The 17550-nt window shown below is 53.4% G+C and carries 15 protein-coding genes and 1 pseudogene; 6 read left to right on the top strand and 10 right to left on the bottom strand.

The window, feature by feature from the left end; all coding sequences use genetic code 11:
• Nucleotides 1–295: pseudogene (locus ALO80_RS18000) on the bottom strand (energy transducer TonB); the annotation flags it as partial.
• Nucleotides 296–1489: 1194 nt separating this feature from the next.
• Complete coding sequence (locus tag ALO80_RS17995; RefSeq protein WP_055009987.1) at nucleotides 1490–2644, bottom strand: cysteine desulfurase family protein; 1155 nt, start codon at nucleotides 2642–2644, stop codon at nucleotides 1490–1492.
• Between the two features lie 360 nt (nucleotides 2645–3004).
• On the opposite strand from ALO80_RS17995, the gene ALO80_RS17990 reads away from it, so the two are divergent.
• Both ALO80_RS17990 and ALO80_RS17985 read left to right on the top strand, forming a co-directional pair.
• Complete coding sequence (locus ALO80_RS17990; RefSeq protein WP_055009986.1) at nucleotides 3005–3475, top strand: Lrp/AsnC family transcriptional regulator; 471 nt, start codon at nucleotides 3005–3007, stop codon at nucleotides 3473–3475.
• An 82-nt stretch (nucleotides 3476–3557) separates the two neighbouring features.
• Nucleotides 3558–3812: a hypothetical protein gene (locus tag ALO80_RS17985; RefSeq protein ID WP_054986931.1), complete on the top strand. Its 255-nt coding sequence runs from the start codon at nucleotides 3558–3560 to the stop codon at nucleotides 3810–3812.
• 110 nt (nucleotides 3813–3922) lie between these two features.
• Here the strand turns inward: ALO80_RS17985 and ALO80_RS17980 are convergent, their stop codons facing one another.
• A complete protein-coding gene (locus tag ALO80_RS17980; protein ID WP_055009985.1) occupies nucleotides 3923–4597 on the bottom strand; it encodes an HAD family hydrolase in 675 nt (224 codons plus the stop codon).
• A gap of 461 nt (nucleotides 4598–5058) precedes the next feature.
• Between ALO80_RS17980 and ALO80_RS17975 the strand changes: the two genes are divergently transcribed.
• The gene (locus tag ALO80_RS17975) at nucleotides 5059–5949 is read left to right on the top strand and encodes a hypothetical protein (protein ID WP_055009984.1); all 891 of its coding nucleotides are present in this window, start codon (nucleotides 5059–5061) and stop codon (nucleotides 5947–5949) included.
• A 105-nt stretch (nucleotides 5950–6054) separates the two neighbouring features.
• Here ALO80_RS17975 and ALO80_RS17970 read toward each other — a convergent pair whose 3' ends face one another.
• From ALO80_RS17970 to ALO80_RS17955, 4 genes are all read right to left on the bottom strand, one after another.
• Nucleotides 6055–6354: a hypothetical protein gene (locus ALO80_RS17970; RefSeq protein ID WP_055009983.1), complete on the bottom strand. Its 300-nt coding sequence runs from the start codon at nucleotides 6352–6354 to the stop codon at nucleotides 6055–6057.
• A 148-nt stretch (nucleotides 6355–6502) separates the two neighbouring features.
• Nucleotides 6503–6868 (bottom strand): histone-like nucleoid-structuring protein, MvaT/MvaU family, encoded by a 366-nt coding sequence (locus tag ALO80_RS17965; protein WP_055009982.1) that lies wholly within the window; start codon nucleotides 6866–6868, stop codon nucleotides 6503–6505.
• Between the two features lie 459 nt (nucleotides 6869–7327).
• A complete protein-coding gene (locus ALO80_RS17960) occupies nucleotides 7328–8875 on the bottom strand; it encodes a M10 family metallopeptidase C-terminal domain-containing protein (protein WP_055009981.1) in 1548 nt (515 codons plus the stop codon).
• Between the two features lie 250 nt (nucleotides 8876–9125).
• Nucleotides 9126–9896, bottom strand: a complete 771-nt coding sequence (locus tag ALO80_RS17955; protein WP_055009980.1) for an SDR family NAD(P)-dependent oxidoreductase — start codon at nucleotides 9894–9896, stop codon at nucleotides 9126–9128.
• Between the two features lie 444 nt (nucleotides 9897–10340).
• Between ALO80_RS17955 and ALO80_RS17950 the strand changes: the two genes are divergently transcribed.
• Complete coding sequence (locus tag ALO80_RS17950; RefSeq protein ID WP_055009979.1) at nucleotides 10341–10994, top strand: hypothetical protein; 654 nt, start codon at nucleotides 10341–10343, stop codon at nucleotides 10992–10994.
• Between the two features lie 685 nt (nucleotides 10995–11679).
• Here ALO80_RS17950 and ALO80_RS17940 read toward each other — a convergent pair.
• Both ALO80_RS17940 and ALO80_RS17935 read right to left on the bottom strand, forming a co-directional pair.
• On the bottom strand, nucleotides 11680–12444 hold the full coding sequence (locus tag ALO80_RS17940) for a hypothetical protein (protein WP_055009978.1): 765 nt from the start codon (nucleotides 12442–12444) through the stop codon (nucleotides 11680–11682).
• A gap of 157 nt (nucleotides 12445–12601) precedes the next feature.
• A complete protein-coding gene (locus ALO80_RS17935) occupies nucleotides 12602–12937 on the bottom strand; it encodes a hypothetical protein (protein WP_016566852.1) in 336 nt (111 codons plus the stop codon).
• Nucleotides 12938–13339: 402 nt separating this feature from the next.
• Here ALO80_RS17935 and ALO80_RS17930 point away from each other — a divergent pair, with 402 nt between their 5' ends.
• The gene (locus tag ALO80_RS17930) at nucleotides 13340–13651 is read left to right on the top strand and encodes a cupin domain-containing protein (RefSeq protein WP_055009977.1); all 312 of its coding nucleotides are present in this window, start codon (nucleotides 13340–13342) and stop codon (nucleotides 13649–13651) included.
• Between the two features lie 161 nt (nucleotides 13652–13812).
• On the opposite strand, the gene ALO80_RS17925 is transcribed toward ALO80_RS17930, so the two are convergent.
• A complete protein-coding gene (locus ALO80_RS17925; protein WP_055009976.1) occupies nucleotides 13813–14565 on the bottom strand; it encodes a hypothetical protein in 753 nt (250 codons plus the stop codon).
• Nucleotides 14566–15636: 1071 nt separating this feature from the next.
• Between ALO80_RS17925 and ALO80_RS17920 the strand changes: the two genes are divergently transcribed.
• Nucleotides 15637–17550: nSTAND1 domain-containing NTPase (locus ALO80_RS17920; RefSeq protein ID WP_083493321.1), on the top strand; the 1914-nt coding region annotated here is incomplete at its 3' end.

Here is a 17550-nt window from a genome sequence, read left to right as displayed (position 1 = left end):
GAGGTGGGGGCTCGGGTGGCGGCGGTTCCGGTGTGGGCGGCGTCGGGCTGGTCAGTTCAATGGTCATTTCCGGAACTTGTGGTGCAACTTCCGGCACCGCTGGCTGGGCAGTTTGCATGGTCCACCAGATCACACCGTGAATAAGTACCGACGCAGCAATCAATACCATGACTTGCGGCTTGTTGAGGCCGCCCGGGCGTGATGTATTGGCGCTGAAAGGAATGCCCTGCCACGCCGTCGAAGTGTCATCGGGCGAGGGTAAGGGAACCGCTTTCATTATTACCGCATCCTTCATTAACGCTCCCTCGGGTAGTTAAAGGGCAATAAGAATCCGTTCGAATATCGTGTGAATATTCGATGGATGGATACCTGCATACGGGTGATAGGCAGGGCATCGCGGTGTCTGCATGCACGGCAGGCTTAAACAGGAAAACCGGATTACATCAGGGCGCTGGCATTGCTCATCCTTGGCTTCTTATTGTCATGTACGTGGACGTACAACTCTGTTCCCGAAGGCTTACATTGCAACCGCTGTGCCAGAAAGCCCACGCGGGAACCCTTGCTCCAGAGCGGGTGTCGCATTCATGTAACTATTTAGCGAATCCCGATTTCAGAAACTTGAAAACCCCTCGAACACCTGAAACGTCGTACAAAACAACAGGCAAATAAAGACCCTCTGCTACGTCAGACGCGTTCGAAAAATGTGACCAGCAAGTCACTTTGCAGGATGCACCAATACTGTGTAACCAGGATCACATTGGTGCGTTAGTTGATCAGGTGTTCATAACAGGGGGCTCCGTCCGGGCGCGGGTTAATACACGGTTTCATCACAACAGAAATAAAGGTCATGGCCCGCAAGGTGGCCAAATGGAATGACTGAAGATAAAAAAGGGCTGCCACTCTTTATATGAGAGTTAGCCGTTAATGAAAAAGACGACAATTACGCTTGTTGCGCGCACCGTTTCGCAAGGCACTGATTAATCGTCAGAACCTGTAAGAGCACGCGCAAAATGACTTACGTCCAGACGTGCGGAATCGTCAAAAAACAACACGCATATCGGGATAAAATGAAAACGACCGGGCAGGCGTCGCCTGAGGCAGGTGATGCCCAAGGGATAAACGGCCAGCGTAGCGTTGGTCTGACACAAGACTGATAGGGCACAGCTAGATTCCTTTCCTGGCGAGTGGCGAGGCTTGTGGTCTGCCCCTGCACTGTTTGTGGACGCTCTGGCGTCCGTTGACTGCACTTTGGTGCGTGTAGGCACCCCTTGAATGCAGCGTGCACCATGGGTTTATGGCACGGGGGTTCCACTTGAAAGAACTGTGCCAATTTGTGTCTTTTTGTATCTGGAGGAATACATATTCTTCAACTGCGAGCTGCGAGTGGCGAGTGGCGAGCTGCAAGACAGAAGCGCTGGCGGGAAAGTAAGAAAAGGCAGGAAGCCGCCCGCTGCGAGGGCGGCTTGAAACGCTGTGCAGCCGATCAGAATTACCAGAACGCAGCAGGCGCACTGAGCGCCTTGCTGAACACCTCGATGGCGCGCTCGACATCTGCCTGCGTGGTGTAGCGGCCAAGGCTGACGCGCACGCTGGCCAGCGCTTTGGCGGAGTCCATGCCCAGAGCAAGCAGCACATGCGAGGGCGCATTGCTGGCCGAATTGCACGCGGACGTCGAGGACAACGCCAGGCTGTGGGACAACTGCGAGCTGGTGAAGCCTCTGCGGGTAATGCACAGGTTCAGGGTGTGCGGGATGCGTTGTTGCGGACAGCCATTGAGTTGTACGTCCGGCAGGGCAAGCAGGCCTTCGCGCAAGTGACAGCTCAACTCGTTGATACGACGGTTCTCGGCATCTGCCTGACTGATCGCCAACGCGAAGGCTGTGCCCATGCCGACGATCTGATGGGTGGCCAACGTGCCCGAACGAAAGCCGCCTTCATGTCCGCCACCGTGTATCTGCGCCTGCAACAGCGAATGTGCACGCGGGCCGACATACAGTGCGCCAATGCCCTTGGGGCCATATGCCTTGTGCGCCGAGAACGACATCAGATCGACAGCCAGGCTCGCCAGATCAACCTTCACCTTGCCTACAGCCTGCGCAGCGTCCACATGAAACAACGCACCGTGCTCGCGCACCAGGGTGCCAATGCTGGCGATATCAGTCAGCGTACCCAGTTCGTTGTTCACCAGCATCAGCGACACCAGCAGCGTGTCTTCGCGCAACGCAGCCTGTACCGCGTGAGGCTGGATAAGGCCTTGAGCGTCGGGTTTCAGCCAGGTGACGGGAAAGCCCTGGCGCTCCAGCGTGCTGACGGTGTCGAGCACGGCCTTGTGTTCCAGCACGCTGGTGATGATGTGCCGACGTTGTGCGCTGGCATCATGGGCGATGCCCTTGATCGCCAGGTTGTTGGACTCGGTAGCGCCGGAGGTCCAGACAATGGTCTCGACAGGCGCACCCACCGCATCGGCCACCTGCGTGCGCGCCTGTTCAACGGCCTGCCGCGCCACCTGCCCATAACCGTGCCCGCTGGATGCCGGATTACCGAAATGACCTTCGCGCCCCATACAGGCAACCATGGCTTCGATGACCTGCTCGTCGACAGGCGTGGTGGCGGCGTAATCCAGATAGAGCGCAGAGGTGGTCATGGGCAATTCGCTTTGTAATCGAGTCAAAATCAAGGCCTGGCATTACCAGACCGACTGCCTGAAAGATTACTGATCCACGCGCGAAAATTTATTGATATTTGCTCGGGAATGAGCGTCCAAAGCGAAAAATTATTCGATCAGGATTGAATTTTTACGAATAAAACTTCTAGGATGCCGCTTGAGGCGCAGAATCACAGCTGGACACCCGTCGCTTTTCACGCTCCGCACGGGAATGCAAGGTGCTGCACCGTTGGGTGACGCAGAGCGTCACGAAATACATGCCAACGCGGAGCATTGGCACGATAGTTACCGCAGTCAGACACCTATCGTCCTCAGGGCGACCAAAGCAGGAAACCACCAATGGACAAGTTCGACCGGGCAATCCTCGACATCCTGCAAACCGACTGCACCCGCTCTGTCGCAGACATCGCCGAGCGCATTGGCCTGGGCAGCACGGCGTGCTGGCGGCGTATTCAGAAGCTGGAAGAGGCCGGCATCATCGACCGCCGAGTCGCGTTGCTCAATCCGCAACGGCTCAACGTATCGGTCAGCGTGTTCGCCGCGATCCGCACCAACCAGCACAACGCCGCCTGGCTCGAACAATTCCACGCCGCCGTCGGTGAACTGCCTGAAGTGGTGGAGTGCTATCGCATGGCGGGCGACACCGACTACATGCTGCGCATCGTCGTAGCCGACATCGCAGGGTACGACGCCGTCTACAAACAGCTGATCAGCATTCCGGGCATCAGCGACGTCAGCTCAAGCTTTGCAATGGAACAGATCAAGTTCACCACCGGCCTGCCCCTCCAATATGCGTCATTTGGCAGTTAGGGCCGCCACGCCTGTCGATTGAATCGAACCCTCAGCGCAATGCCACGTCCACTTTCTTTGGCAAACGAAAAAGGTGGCTGACATGACAACCGATCACATCCTGACAAGCAGCGTGCCCAAAGAAGACCCCGCCAGCCCGGAACTCGGCCAATACGACCGGGAAGCCGACCCGGTCCTCGCCATGAACTCGAATAAACCCGGCGTCGGTTCGGCAACAGGCGATGAAGTGAAAAAGCGTACCGAGAATGATGAGGCTTATGAAGACGACGAGCCGGAAGTCTATTCGGACGACCCGGATATCGTGGCGGATGAAGGCGGCGGTGTCTCGCCGGGTTAAGGCCGGGTGAAGAAAGCAAAACCCGATATCGACGTGGTGTAACAGCTCAAACGCGCTCATGAAGAAGACGTTGAGCTGCTCACACAGGCGGGAATGCTGAGCCCGATCACTCAGGGACGAGAGGCAATCTCGTCCAGATGGTTCAGCAAGTCCAGCGGGTCCTCATAAACCCTCAAGGCACCTGCCCGCTCAAGCTCGCCAATGTCATAACCGCCCGAGAGCAGCCCCACGCCGGTTGCCTTGCAGCGACGCGCCGCCAGCATGTCCCAGATCGCATCGCCGATCACCAGGCACTCATCAATCGGAGCGCTTATCTTCTGCGCAGCCGCCAGGAACAGGTCCGGATCAGGCTTGCCATAGCTCACGTCATCGCGCGTAACAATGTTGATCTTGTCGATGTCCAGCTTCAGGGCTTTCAGGTTGATCGTCGCCGTATCAATCCCGCCACTGGTGGCGATGCACCACTTGAGGCCTTCTTTATCGAGCGTCTCAAGCAACTCGACCGCACCAGGCAGCGCGATGATCTGCCCCTGAAGCCGCTCATATGCCTGGGCATGTTTTTCGCTAAGCCGTTCGGCTTGTTCTTCGCTGATGTTCAAGCCGGTTTCACGCGACAACGACTTCAACATCAGCCCGCCGCTCATGCCGATCTTGCGGTGAATACGCCACATCGCAAGCGGGATGCCTTCTGCATCCAGCGCCTCTTTCCAGGCGGCGACGTTTTGATAGACGCTGTCGGTCAGCGTGCCGTCCAGGTCGAAGATGAAGGAAGTCTGGGGTCTCATAGGGTTACTCTTTTTGAATGCGGATTGACCATCTGGCGAGGTCCGGAGCGCTGTGGTCGACACCTGTTCGGCGGTATCGGAATGTGGCGTTCATCAATGAAGCGAGGGCTGTACCGGGGCCTCGAATACGGTATTGCCAGATGGAGGGAAAGGACTGGTTTTTTGAGGTCACACACTTTCGAGTGTACGCGGGAGTGGCGGTTCGATCTTTCGCGCGGCGGGCAGCCTGGTAGCAGAAAAGTCTGATGGCTTTTCAGCCGCGTTGAAGACTCTCCAGCCGCGTGAACGCTGTAAGTAACCCTTCACCAGCGCCTACCCGCGCCGCCTCATCAATGGATAACCGGGTTATAAACAATCATCGACAGAACGCCCGCACGCACGCTGCTTTTTACAATTCGTTTAATTACGTTAGCCAACAGGCGGCTTAAACTCGTGCGTTTGCCGTGCAAGGAAAGCAAACGATGAGCATCAACCAGTTGCGTAAAGATGTAGAAGAACACTTTCAGCGGTTTGAGCGGGTGCCTTTCAAAGAGGCTTGGCGTCGGCGTGATGCCCGTATCTGTCTGATCTGGATGGCTGCGTTAATATTGGCATTTTCAGGGGCACTGATATTTTTACCTGCGCCTACCCTGACTGACTACGTTACCCGTTTGCTGCCAGTCCTGCTGACTTCCCTGATATGCACAGTACATCTGGCAGAGGTGTACGCGCGGATCCGAGCAGAGCAGATGGGCGCCACTTCGATTACCACGCCCTCCGAACGATTAAAGCTGAAACAGGACTGGCTATGTACACGCTATAACTGCGGACCCGGCGAGCTTGTCGATAAAGCGAGGGCGCTTAGACATCTGTGGGAGGAGCGTCAGGAGCTCAAGCAACTGGCCAGTCACGACACAATGGGGCCACGTATTGCTGCGTTTTTCCGGCTACCTGACCCTGGCAGATTCATTGCAGCACTCTTCACTATTGCCGCGATCTTTACAACGATGGTGACCTTGGGCAGCAGCATCGACGCCATCTTCGATGCCTTGCAAGACTGGCGAACGATAGGTGCCACTGTTGTGATTGTCACCTTCCTGTGTAGCGAAATCATATTGCTCTGGATCATGGTCACCAGCATGGTCCGCGAGGTGGGCCCTTCGATACTTGAGCAGATCGGGCTGCTGCCTATGAGTAGCCGTCGGGTGTATCGGTATTTACTTGCGGTCCATGATGCGAGTGAGCCTGTTATGACCATTCGCAGAGATGTGCCTGGAGTGCTGAAGCTGATTTCGGTGTTTTTTATGCCGGTAGGGGAAATATGGGCGAAGGTGCGGACGCGGTTTTTGACAGGCTCGGCGGTCGGAGCCTGAATGAGATATTGAGGTGACATCGTGCCAATGCTCCGCGTTGGCATGCAGTTCGTGACGCTCTGCGCCACAAATCTACAGTCTGGCCGAGATGTTTAATCAGACCGATTATTGATAAGTATCGGCATCTTCAGCCGGATAAAACTCACCTTTGCTCCCCATCCTTTCCAGCCGCTCGCGCACCAGCACTTCAACGCTGGCGACTGCCGCCTGATCATCAGGGTTGACCAGTTGCAAGCACAGACGCCGTGCGTTCTGATCGTGGGTCCCCTCGCTGAGCATGTCGTGGGTAGCGATCTGCTCGCCACGCCACAGGCACAGTTGGGTATGCGTCCCGCCGAGCCATATTTCATTGACTGATCTGAGGTCAGTGGTAGCCAGTTGGTCCACGGTGATTGTCTTGTCCATTGCGCTGTACCTTTTAAGTGAATCGATACAGGTCAGACGCACTGGCGCAGCGGGTCGTTCCCGACATCGGCATTTCGACCGCGTGAACGGTGATTAACCGATGCTCAAGATCAACCCCGGTCAATCAACCGTTGCATAGCGCAAGGCTTTATTTCTTCAGCCAGCCCTCGACAACATCAGCACCGTGTTCTGCTTTCCACTCCTTCAAGGCTCTGTGATTCCCGCCTTTGGTTTCAATCACTTCACCGGTCTTCGGATTCTTGTACACCTTGAGTTCACGTGGTTTGCGCGTGCCCGCCGGTTTATCGGCAACCTGGCGACGCGTTGAGGTCTGTGGGTCCAGCAGATTGACAATGTGTTTGAGGCTGAAGCCGTACTGCTCAAGGAGCTTGCGCAGCTTGGTTTCGAACTCGATCTCTTTCTTCAGGCCCTCGTTGCCTTTCATGGTCTCCAGTGCCTGGAGTTGCTCGGCGAGGTGTTTTTCCAGCTGACGGTATTCTGCGAGTTTGGACATTGTATTTTCCTTATAAACAGGTGTGCGTAGTTATTGAGAGAGATAGCGCCCGTTACAAGTTCAGCCTATTTTCCGCAGGTCGGTGGACTTTAATACGTCGGAGTAACGCCATAAGCCGGAGTGCCCGGCTTCCGGTTACTTTCAAGAAATTCGATTTTCCGAGTGCAGAATCAACAGCGGTTTCTGTCTATCTGTTCTGCACGCTAAAGGAAAGTTTTGATTGGCCTATTTCCTGGCGCAATAAAACGGTGACTTTGTCTGTTGACTGCGCGGCAGCGAAAAGCAACAACGGGAGGCGAGCGCTTTGACAGCGGCTCAAGCCTCGGCAGTTCTGTCTGAACGGGCCTCACCTGCGCTGCGGCCACAGGCGACTGACTGCCCGCATAGATACTGCCCCTGGAGGTGTCCATACAGCTAACGACGGTATGGGGTGTCTACAGGCGAGTTGCTCAGATGATGTCAGCTCACGAGGTCGACGGCGACTTGCCCAACGAGTGCCACGTCTGTCGTATCGGCAACCACCAGGTCGGCATTGGTGAGCACTCGCGTGTAATCGAATCCGGCTAGCGTGACCTGGAAAGCGTGCCCATCGGCGCCTGGCTCGTTACTACGCAGGTAGGTACGCTCGGTGTATTCATCGTAGGTCATGCTCAAGGTGCCGTCGCGGCCGTTGCCCAAACCGGTCACGCCAAGCGCAGCGACATCGAGCTTGTCCTGGCCCCAGATGAAATCAGTGATCAGATCGCTGCTGCCGGCATGGCTGTCGGCGCTGCTGGTGAACACAAAACGGTCGTTGCCTGTGCCGCCGGTGAGCTTGTCCGCGCCCGACCCACCGGTCAGCACGTCGTCACCGGCGTTGCCCTCGAGGGCGTCGTTTCCGGCGCCACCGGCCAGGGTATCGTTGCCCCAGTAACCATAAAGGGTGTCTGACTTATCGCCGCCGATCAGATTCACCGGGGTGATCGGCTGCGGGCTGGTCACAACCGTCGCATCACTGGGCGGGGCGAACAGCACAGTGCTGGCGTTGAGCTCATTGACGTGGTTGCCGCTGAGCAGGATTTCAAAGCGGTTACCGTTGGCATCGGCCTCTAATGATTTAAGTGCGGTGGCATCGCCAGCGAGGTTGAGAACCACCTTCAGCGTACCGTTGAAGCCATTACCCAGCCCGGTGAAGCCCAACGCAGACACGTCGATCATGTCATGGCCGTTGCCACTGAAGTCGGTGATCAGATCGCGGCTGCTGTAACTGCCGCTGGCATCGTTGCGGTAGCTGTCGCTGAGCCGGGTATACACGAAGGTGTCGGCACCCGCGCCGCCACTCAGGGTGTCCCCGCCTGCGCCGCCGAATAGCCGGTCATTGCCTGCACCCGCTTCGACGGTGTCGCGGCCAGCGCCGGCCTTGAGCGTTTCGCTGCCGTCGGTGCCCGCCAGCAGGTTGCTCTGCGAGGTGCCGTTGATCAGCGGTTGCAGGTTGGCATCGGTAATAACGCCGCTGTTGGCCAGGAACTGTACGGCAAAACGATGGCCGTTATTGTCCTGCTCGTAGCTTTCCAAAAAGTAAATGCCGCGCAGAGGCTCGCTACGTATGTGCAGGGTATCGCCATAGCCATCGCCTAAATGGCTATAGCCCAGGGCCGACACGTCGAGGATATCGTGGGCGGGGTCGAAATAGTTGATGGCATCGGTGTACTCGCCTCCGCCTTTGATATAGCTGTCACCGATGCGGTCGAAGCGGAATACATCGTTGCCGGCCCCGCCGTTCAAGGAGTCGCCTCCGGCACCGGGGACCATCACATCGTTACCGCCCCCGCTGACTATATGGTCGTTACCGCCCCCGCCCATCAGCAGTTCATTGGCCAGCCCACCGCGCAGGAAGTCGTTGCCTGGAGTGCCCTGCACGATGAGTTCGACCGGGTTGCTGCTGACCTTGCTACTGGCGGTTATGACCTGCACATCCTCAAGCGCCGCAGGGTTGGTGACGTCCTTGCTGTCGACTAATTGGGTCATGCCGTGCTCCTTACTTGCGGTTGTTCCACTGAGAGAGTGATATGACGCAAATAATGCCGTCTCGTTGATGGCAGTGGGCTTTGTCCGACGAAAGGGTTATAAGCGGCGGCGCTTAGCGTGGAGGAGGGATATGGCCGGGAAATTACTGATGCGTCGCAAAGGCTGCCTGAATCCCCCGAATAACTCTCTCTGACCAAAAACAGCCGTCATACAAGGCGGACAGCAATCTCATCCTCACCAGTGAAACAAGTCACCAGACAATAGGCTTGTCGTCCCAGGCCCAGAAGGTCCCGCTGTCGGTCGGTCCATGTGCGCCTACCACCTCAATAATGCGATCCGCTGAAAACGCCGGTTCGAACAGCTGGCCTTCGGGTACGTTCGACTGGAATGGTTGAGACAGCGCCGTGTCGGTCGTGCCTGGGTGTATTGCCAGGACAGTAGACGCCGGGTTAAGGCGTTTCAATTCGATACTTGCCGTGTGCAGCAACTGGTTCAGCGCTGCTTTGCTGGCTCGGTAGCTGTACCAGCCACCCAGTCGGTTATCGCCAATGGAGCCAACCCTCGCGGAGAGCGCCGCGAAGGTAGAAGGTTGTTTGCGCAATAGCGGGAGCAGGTGTTTGAGCAGCAGGATCGGTGCAAAGGTGTTGGTCGTGAAGCTCGCTTGCAGGCTCGCAAGTGTCAGTTGTGCGAGGCCCTTTTCTGCTTTTGCGCCGTCCTGATGAAGTATGCCCAGCGTGCTGATGACGAGGTGCAGATGCTCGCATCCATCAAACGCCTCGCTCACGAGTGCTTCGAGGGATTGCTCATCGCGCGCGTCGCAGTCGACTCGTTTGATGCGTTGGCCATATTGCTCTGCAAGCGTTGCCAGCTCTGTGGAAGTGCTGGCTTTTCGCGCGACAGCCCACACTTGAGCCACATCATCGCGAGCAAGCAACGCCGCGCACAGTGCCGAGCCGATACCTCGGCTGGCTCCGCATATCAGCACGTTAGCTTCGCTGTTCAGTTCGGGTATCAAACTCATAAGGCACCTTGAGGAGCATGGCTGAAGCGTTTTTGACTTCGGGGCAGGACATTGCGTTCAGGCGGACAGTTGCTTACCAATAGAGAGCTCGACGAAAGGGGGCTTATGCAATCTTGCGGATCGGTTGAGGACTCGTTTACACAGTTTTCGCCATGCAGCAGCCGACTTAGAGGCATTTCAATTCGGCTTGCGGTGAGTGGCCGCGTCTTGACGAGCACTCAGAACCAAGCAACATAGACCAGCAGATTCTGGCCGTTTGCGGCCTGTCGCGAGGGGCCGCAAACGGCCCTTTGCGGCCGTTCATAATCCAAGATGAAGAGATGCGAACACCTCGTACCTCACTCAGTTACCTAACCATGCGCTCAAACCATTCGCTTCGTTCGCCGACGCGAGCTAAACAATGTACCTTAACCAAAGGCCAAGCTATTCAAGGGAACCAAAAACATGGAAGCATCAGAAATTCTAATAAGCTTTATTGTGGGCGCCGCCGCCAGCGCGCTCATAAGCGCAGTGATTTATTTTCTTCAAAAGAAGACTGATACCATACTAGTTTCAGCAACAGAACTGCACAGTCAATCGCTAAAGCTAATAGAAGAAACACAGGAACTGCACAGCTTAAGAACTGCCATTTTACGAAACCAACAAGACATTCAAACCGAAATTTTAAAAGCTGGAGAGCATGTATCCCATCATATAAAAGAGCAAATTGAAAACCTTGTATTGAGCACAAATCATCCTGATTTTTTTGTTTCCACAAAAACGCTCAATTTAACTCCTCCAAGCAATGCACAGGATCCTGACACACCTGTAATTGGTGACCTAATAATCAACAACAATGTTATTTCGCACGGAGAAAGAGTTGGAATAATGTTCAGGGTAAATGATGAAAAATGGAATTTTTCCGTTCCCTCTGGTGCCGCTATCCACCATCCCGGCGGCATCTTAACACCAAATAAAGTTACAGCTAAATATATGAGCTTTGAGATCATCATACCCGCGAAAGGAAGCCAATGCCCAATCACATTTTTGTTGATTGATGAAGCTGGCAACCAAAACACACAGAAAATCACAATCCCCATAAACCCAACTCACAAATAAATACTATAGCTGCAGACTAATGTTGTTAACGTCGCTCACTTAGCGGACTGGGGAGGGCTAAAGCACGCCCCCTTGGTCATACACCTTGGGGGTTTTGCAATGCGCGGATATATGGAGTTGATAAGCTTTGTGAAAGAGTTGAGTGATGGATTGTTCGACTATCTGCCTGAGGATCAAAGAACGGGACAGCTTACCGTCGAAGACGGTAATCGCGCAATAGATGTCAAGCAAATCTTATTGCTCTAGTCTCTCGCTGAAAAAGATATAGCCATTTATATACGGCTCCAAAGTTCGGCGATTTTTCAGTTGATGAGATATTGTCGTGGTATAAACTTTATTTTATTCCTGAAATATCTGGTGTTGAAAAGCATGTTTTTTAGCAGAATACTCAAATCAATAGAATCACATACTGAAAAGAAAAAGAAATCTTTTATTGTTAAATTTTTTAGTTGTACAGGATACAAGTGATTCTACATTATCCCATTAAAAATTTCGTCGATGGAGCAGATGCTGAACATCGCAGATTGTCGTCTTGGTAGCTAATTTTTGAGTTCATCAGGCGTCAGCGCCATCTGAAGGCACAGATGCAGCAGTCAAAACCGCTATAAGCAGGAAAATCTTGGGTGTGGTGCTTCTGAAGCACCACACTGATGCATACACGATTTCGGCGGATCAGCTATAAACCCTACCGCTTCGCCAACAACCGCGCCAACCCAGCCGTCACCACGACAGCCAGCAAAACGGCAGCCGCGATAGACAAAAGCGCGCCCCATTGCAATATGGAGTACCTGAGGGTCAGGTAGAAACTCACCACCCCGACGGCACCAATGGCATTGCCCCGGATGATCGCCGCCAGTTCATAACGCCCGCCTTGAACGTGGACAAATACAGCAAGCGGCCAGGCGATCACCGGGATCGGCGCCAGCAGCCCACTGACCACAGGCCCAAGCCAGGTGGCACTTGCGGTAATCGCCAGCAGCAGAAGGGTGGCCGTCAGCATTCGCATCGGAATGACCCAGCGCGGCAGCGCAATGTAGGACGCTACGTCCGGCGGCGTCTGTTTCGAGGTGGCGACGATGATCAAGACAACCATCAGCAGCGTGAAAATGATCGACAGCGCGAGCAAGCCCAACAGGTTCATCAGAAAGGCCGTTGCGCCATATACCGCCAAGGCAAGGACGCATCCCGTCAGCGCCGAAACGCGTCGAGTGACCAGAAAATAAAACAGATAAGTCGCCTGAATCGCTGCCAGCCCGGCCAATGCACCCGGCACCGCCATCGACGCGAATTCGGAGCCTTGCTCAAGGCTGAGAAACAGCATGACCAGCGCCGAGGTCATCGGTAGCCCGGAAAGCAGCCCCGCCACGCCGGCCCCCCAGCGCCTGGCCGCCAAGGAAATGGCCAGCATGAGCGCAGGGGTGACGAGTAACTTGAGGTAGAAGGCCGTCATGCAGAAAACTTCACATCGGGAGGTCGGGCAGGATGCTAAACCTTTAGCGGTTGGCAGCGATACGTGTCTGCTATTAAACCATTGCGCCCCAGCGCATTCGCCAATAGCCAGAAACAGAAAAGCCCGGCGAACCGGGCTTTCTGAAACCGAGCAGCGCTTATTTAGCGGTTTTCAGCTTGATCACGTCACCAGAGACCGTGGTGGTATAGCCGTTCAGGACCCAGGCCCAGAACCACTTTTCCTGCACTTGGGTATTGATCAACGCATCACCACCCTTGGCCTGAATGGCGCTGTTCTGCGCGCGAACAAAACGGTCGTTCTGACGAATCGGGATCAGACCGAACAGCATCAGGCCGGTGGCGCTTGCTTCACTGTGACCGACGACGGTGTATTGGCTGCTGTCGTATTGCGGGGTTTTCATAGGGGTGCCGGTGCAACCTGCCAGAACCAGACCACATACTGCTGCAGCGACAACTTTACTAACTGACTTCACGATAAAACTCCATGGAAAACGCCCGGATCCAAATCTCGGGCGGCGGTACTTTACTCGCAGGGCTGGTGCTTTAGGTATTTTTTATAGTTCCGTCGAAACGCTCTTGCCATTGCGCGGCCGCTAAATCCGATAGGGGCTGTTTCCGGCTGTAGCGAGGTGGTGCTTGCCAGCAGCGGGGCTTGTAAGGGTTGTCTATCAATTCAGCTCGTCAGCATTTGTCGATGCAGACCAGTGTGACCATCGCTTTAAAGCTGCTGACGAGTTTGTCGTAACGCTTACAGATCCGAGTTTTCCTTGAGCCTGTTGAACAACTGCCCAGTCCAGGTCTCTTTTTTGACCAGAAGTCGAGGGTCAAAGGTTCTGATATGGTAGAAATCACCACCCGCTCAAGAGCCGCAGTCAATGAGAGTTATTCGGAGCAAAGATTTCACCGCCACTCGCGCTTGGGGGGCTGACGACATCGCTAACATGGATGGAACCACCGTTCGCCTCCACTGGACCGACCAGCCTTATAAGTGGCATGTCAACGATGGTGAGGAAGTTTTCGCAGTGCTCGACGGCACGGTAGATATGCATTATCGCGAATCAGGCACTGAGCACGTCGTGACATTGGTGGTTGGCGACGTGTTTTACGCGGGAGCTGGGTGTGAGCATGTTGCGCATCCTCGAGGAGAAGCACGGATTCTGGTCATCGAACGTGAGGGCAGCGTTTGAGTTGACCAGACTATCGCTCGTCATTCCCTACCGATGCTTAGTCTTAGGCCAGGCGTCGTTTGAACTGGGCGGTAAGAGGCCCGTATTTACTGGGTATTTGAGATCGTGTGCCGGTTAGGCATACACGTGGGCATACATAGCCCTCTCTACTGCGCTTGGATTTACGCCTTTGGTGAGAGCTTTTCCGTCTCGGGAGGACGTTGTTTCAGCTCCGTCTCACGGATTACGCGGCCTGTCGTGCCGTCAAGCTTAAATAGGGTTCTGCCCACAAGTAGAAACGTGCTTTTGCTATCTGCCAGGATCAAATGGCCTACCAAGCGTTCGCCTTTGTCGGTTACCACGGTGTCCACTGCATCAATTTCGCCAGCGGTTTCTAGCTGTGTATATTTTTTGAAGTCTACAAGCCCTGTCCCTCTGCCGTACTGAACACCGACACCAGGAGCGAAGAAGACGACAAACATGGCGATTCCCATCCACGAAGCAAGCCCAGCCACCACACTCGCCTTAAGCTTCCTCGTTATCGCTGCAACGAAGAGCGCTGCAATGACCACAAATGGTACTGCCACAAGAGTGGAGCCAATGATGGGCAATCGATCCGCTACGCCCAATGCACCAGAGAATAGGCTCGTGTACCCATACAGAAGCAGCGCGGGGGTACTCAGGGATAGCTCGCTTGGGTCGATGCCGAACTGCTGGAGCTTACCGATTAGGAGTGAGTATCCGATGATCACCAACGCGGCTTGCGATGTTAAAGCTCCAAAGGTGACCAGCTTGAACGCCAGATCGGTATTGGTTTTTGCCTCCTCGGCGGCAGGTTTATCTAACGGACCAAGGTAAGTGGAAGTTGAGGTTGCGGTCAGCTGAGTCGGCGTAACTAGCTCGACCTTCAGCGGTTTGTCTCTGCGCCAGAACATGGTGATTCCTTCTCCGATGGGTAGCCGGAGAAAATAACGCCGAATCTGTTGGGAGGGTAGGGCGGATATGTCGCTGGGGACCCTGGAGCATTCTTTGAGGTACGGGGCATGAAACCCGCGACATCGTGGTAGCGACAGGCTTCCGAGCTTACTGAAATTCCAACGTTGAAATTGAAAGATCTTGAAGAAAAAAGGTCATCGTTACCGTGCTGGTAAAGATGCCCTTCTGTGTTGCTGATAACGCACGCATGGCGCTTGTCAACCGGGTCAACTCCGTCAACCTGTCAACCTGTCAACCAACTTTAAAAATCCAGCCGCTAACACGAACGCGCGGGTTCTTCGTCCCGTATCCTTCCGAAACACCCAGGGTCCCCGCCAACCTACAGGACGATGGGAAAAGTCAGGGGTGAACTGTCGTTCACCAGGTTCACCTGTTCACTAAGCTGACGAAACGTTAGCTACTCAAGATGCGCGGGTTCCCTACCCCGTATGCAGCGGAAGTCCTCAGGGTCCCCCGGCTTATACCGGATTCCATTCGCTGATGGGGCTCACTTCACAGGGGGGGGCGGGGACAGAGCCTTCAAATGTGGTGTAACTGGTGTTTCAGGTGTGACAGAAATTCTTAACTATTTGAAAAATAAAGATAAAATAGTTGTAACACTTCGCCGGGAGCTTCTGTGTACGTGATGTAACAATACGGAACTGTGTAACACTGTCGCTGCCTCTTTGCCGTACGGGCAACCGCGTACGATGGCCTATAGCGGCCAAAAGAGGCCATTGGGAGCTGGACGCCCCCCCGTCCGGCCCCGCACGATCTGCGATGGAACACTAATTCGAACGTTCCCTGGAAACCAAAATTATTAGAGAGATGCGACCAACCTTATTACCCTCGCTTATCCCTAAAAAATATCGCCCACTATCACAAAATCCTGCATAAAAATGACAGCAAAATGCCATTATTCGTGTATTATGCGAAAATGAGGCACCTTGGCACTGGAGCGGTTCGCAATATCTCTTCCTGATTAAATTCAAGTAGGGATAATATAACTTTAATAGAGGATTTGGCTGGCCGTGGCAATTCTATATAAAAATATTCTCGAGGCCTTTCAGCCGGCAAAAGAAATATCTGACCCAAATCGATTTTCTGGCCGAAAAAGCCAAGTTGAGAAAGGGGCGGAGCTTTTACTATCTAATGACAATATATTTATTCATGGCAACAGAGGTATTGGAAAGTCCTCATTGGCGCGCCAGCTTTCTTTAATAGCCTCCGGAAATAACGAGTTACTTCGATCGATAGGTTCAGAGCTGGCAGATGAGAACTTCGATTATGTTATCTGCTTTTTAACCAGAGACTCTTCAATCACGAACATCAATCAATTATTATACAGATTGCTGATTGATGAAAATGCGCTGGCACAGTGGAATGAATTGCTTGGTCTTAGGGAAGTCGGGACATATGACTTGGGAGACTCTTTAAATCCGAAGCTTGTTTCTGACTTCTGGGGGCGAGTTGCGAAATGCGCGACTCTTTCTAGTAATGGAGTTGCTGTATTTATAGATGAGTTTGAGCTAATAGATAACCACAATGGCTTTGCCTCATTGATCAAGGCAAACCCCGGGAACTGTGTGTTTATTGTCACCGGAATTGGTCAAACGGAAAAAGAGCTCGTAAGAGACCATAAGTCAATAGAGCGTCAGCTAGACACAGGAAAGCTAGAAGTCCCAAACATGAGCGAGGATGAGCTTCGGTTAATTGTGGCTAAGGCGCAAGAATATATCTCCAGCGAAATTGTGTTTGAAAAAACAGCTGTAGATCATTTGGTTCAGATTGTAAATGGTCACCCATACCTGCTACACCTTGTTGGGAAGCATGCGCTGTCCCTGGCTTTTAAAAACAAAAAAAATCTTATTGACAAAAGCACTCTGGAGGAGGCTCTCCAGCATATTGCTAGCAGCCGAGCCGACAGATCTTTAGAAGACAGGTATTTAAAAGCGATAGGTAATTCGCACCAACGAGAGACGGTATTGCGTATTTTTGCCTCTGTAGGCGAAGATGTTGTGCATACAACCATTGCTTATCCTCTTGCAGAAACGCAGGGTATATCCAATCCATCATACTGGGTAGCGGATCTGCAAAAAGAGTCTTCAGGATCTGAGTTGGTTAAAGTTGCTGAGCAATACTACAGGATTCAAGACCCATTATTTAGAGCCTATGTTTCTGCGACCCCCCCTCGTCTAGCCGGCACTGCAATCGGGCTTAACGTCACAAAAGAAGAGCATGAGAAAAATTTCATGCTAATTCAAATTTCCGATATCCACTTCGGATCGAAACATTACTTCTCTAGCATCCCTGTTGCCAATGACAACATTCCAATGTCAGACAGGCCTAGCTTGGAAAAATACTTTATTGAATCGCTAAGCGCCACCTCAAATCGCGGAGACTTCCTTGCCGTTACTGGTGACGTCACACAAATGGCACTCACTGATGAGTTTGAATCAGCTGCAAAATGTATAACCGCAATTGGGAATGCACTAAACGATGGGGTTCGTCATTCAGGAAAAAACATTGCAATAATCCCGGGAAATCACGATGTCAACTGGAGCATCCAACAGGCCGACCCTAAAGCCCGATACTTAGGTTTTTCACCTTACATTCGATTTCGTAGCAGTTTCGGCTTGCATATTGACAATCAAGTAGAGCCAGAACGGCTGTACGAAATACATGACCTGATTGAAAAATGGAATATAGTGGTAGTGGGCTTTAACTCGGCAGTTCTAGAGGGGCCAGATGATCACAGAGGTTACATTGGGGAAACGCAATTTAAAAATGCAATGCAAGAAATTAACGCACTTTGCTCCGAAAGAAAGCCGTTAAAAATTGCCTTGCTACATCACCATTTATTACCCGTTAGTTCGCTTGAAACAAACCTTAAGAAACCTGACGAAGTACTGAGGGATGCAGCCTATATAAAGCACTCGCTAATT

The sequence above is a fragment of the Pseudomonas caricapapayae genome, from assembly GCF_001400735.1.
Classification (GTDB): domain Bacteria; phylum Pseudomonadota; class Gammaproteobacteria; order Pseudomonadales; family Pseudomonadaceae; genus Aquipseudomonas; species Aquipseudomonas caricapapayae.
This window is presented reverse-complemented; position numbering and strand designations above follow the sequence as displayed.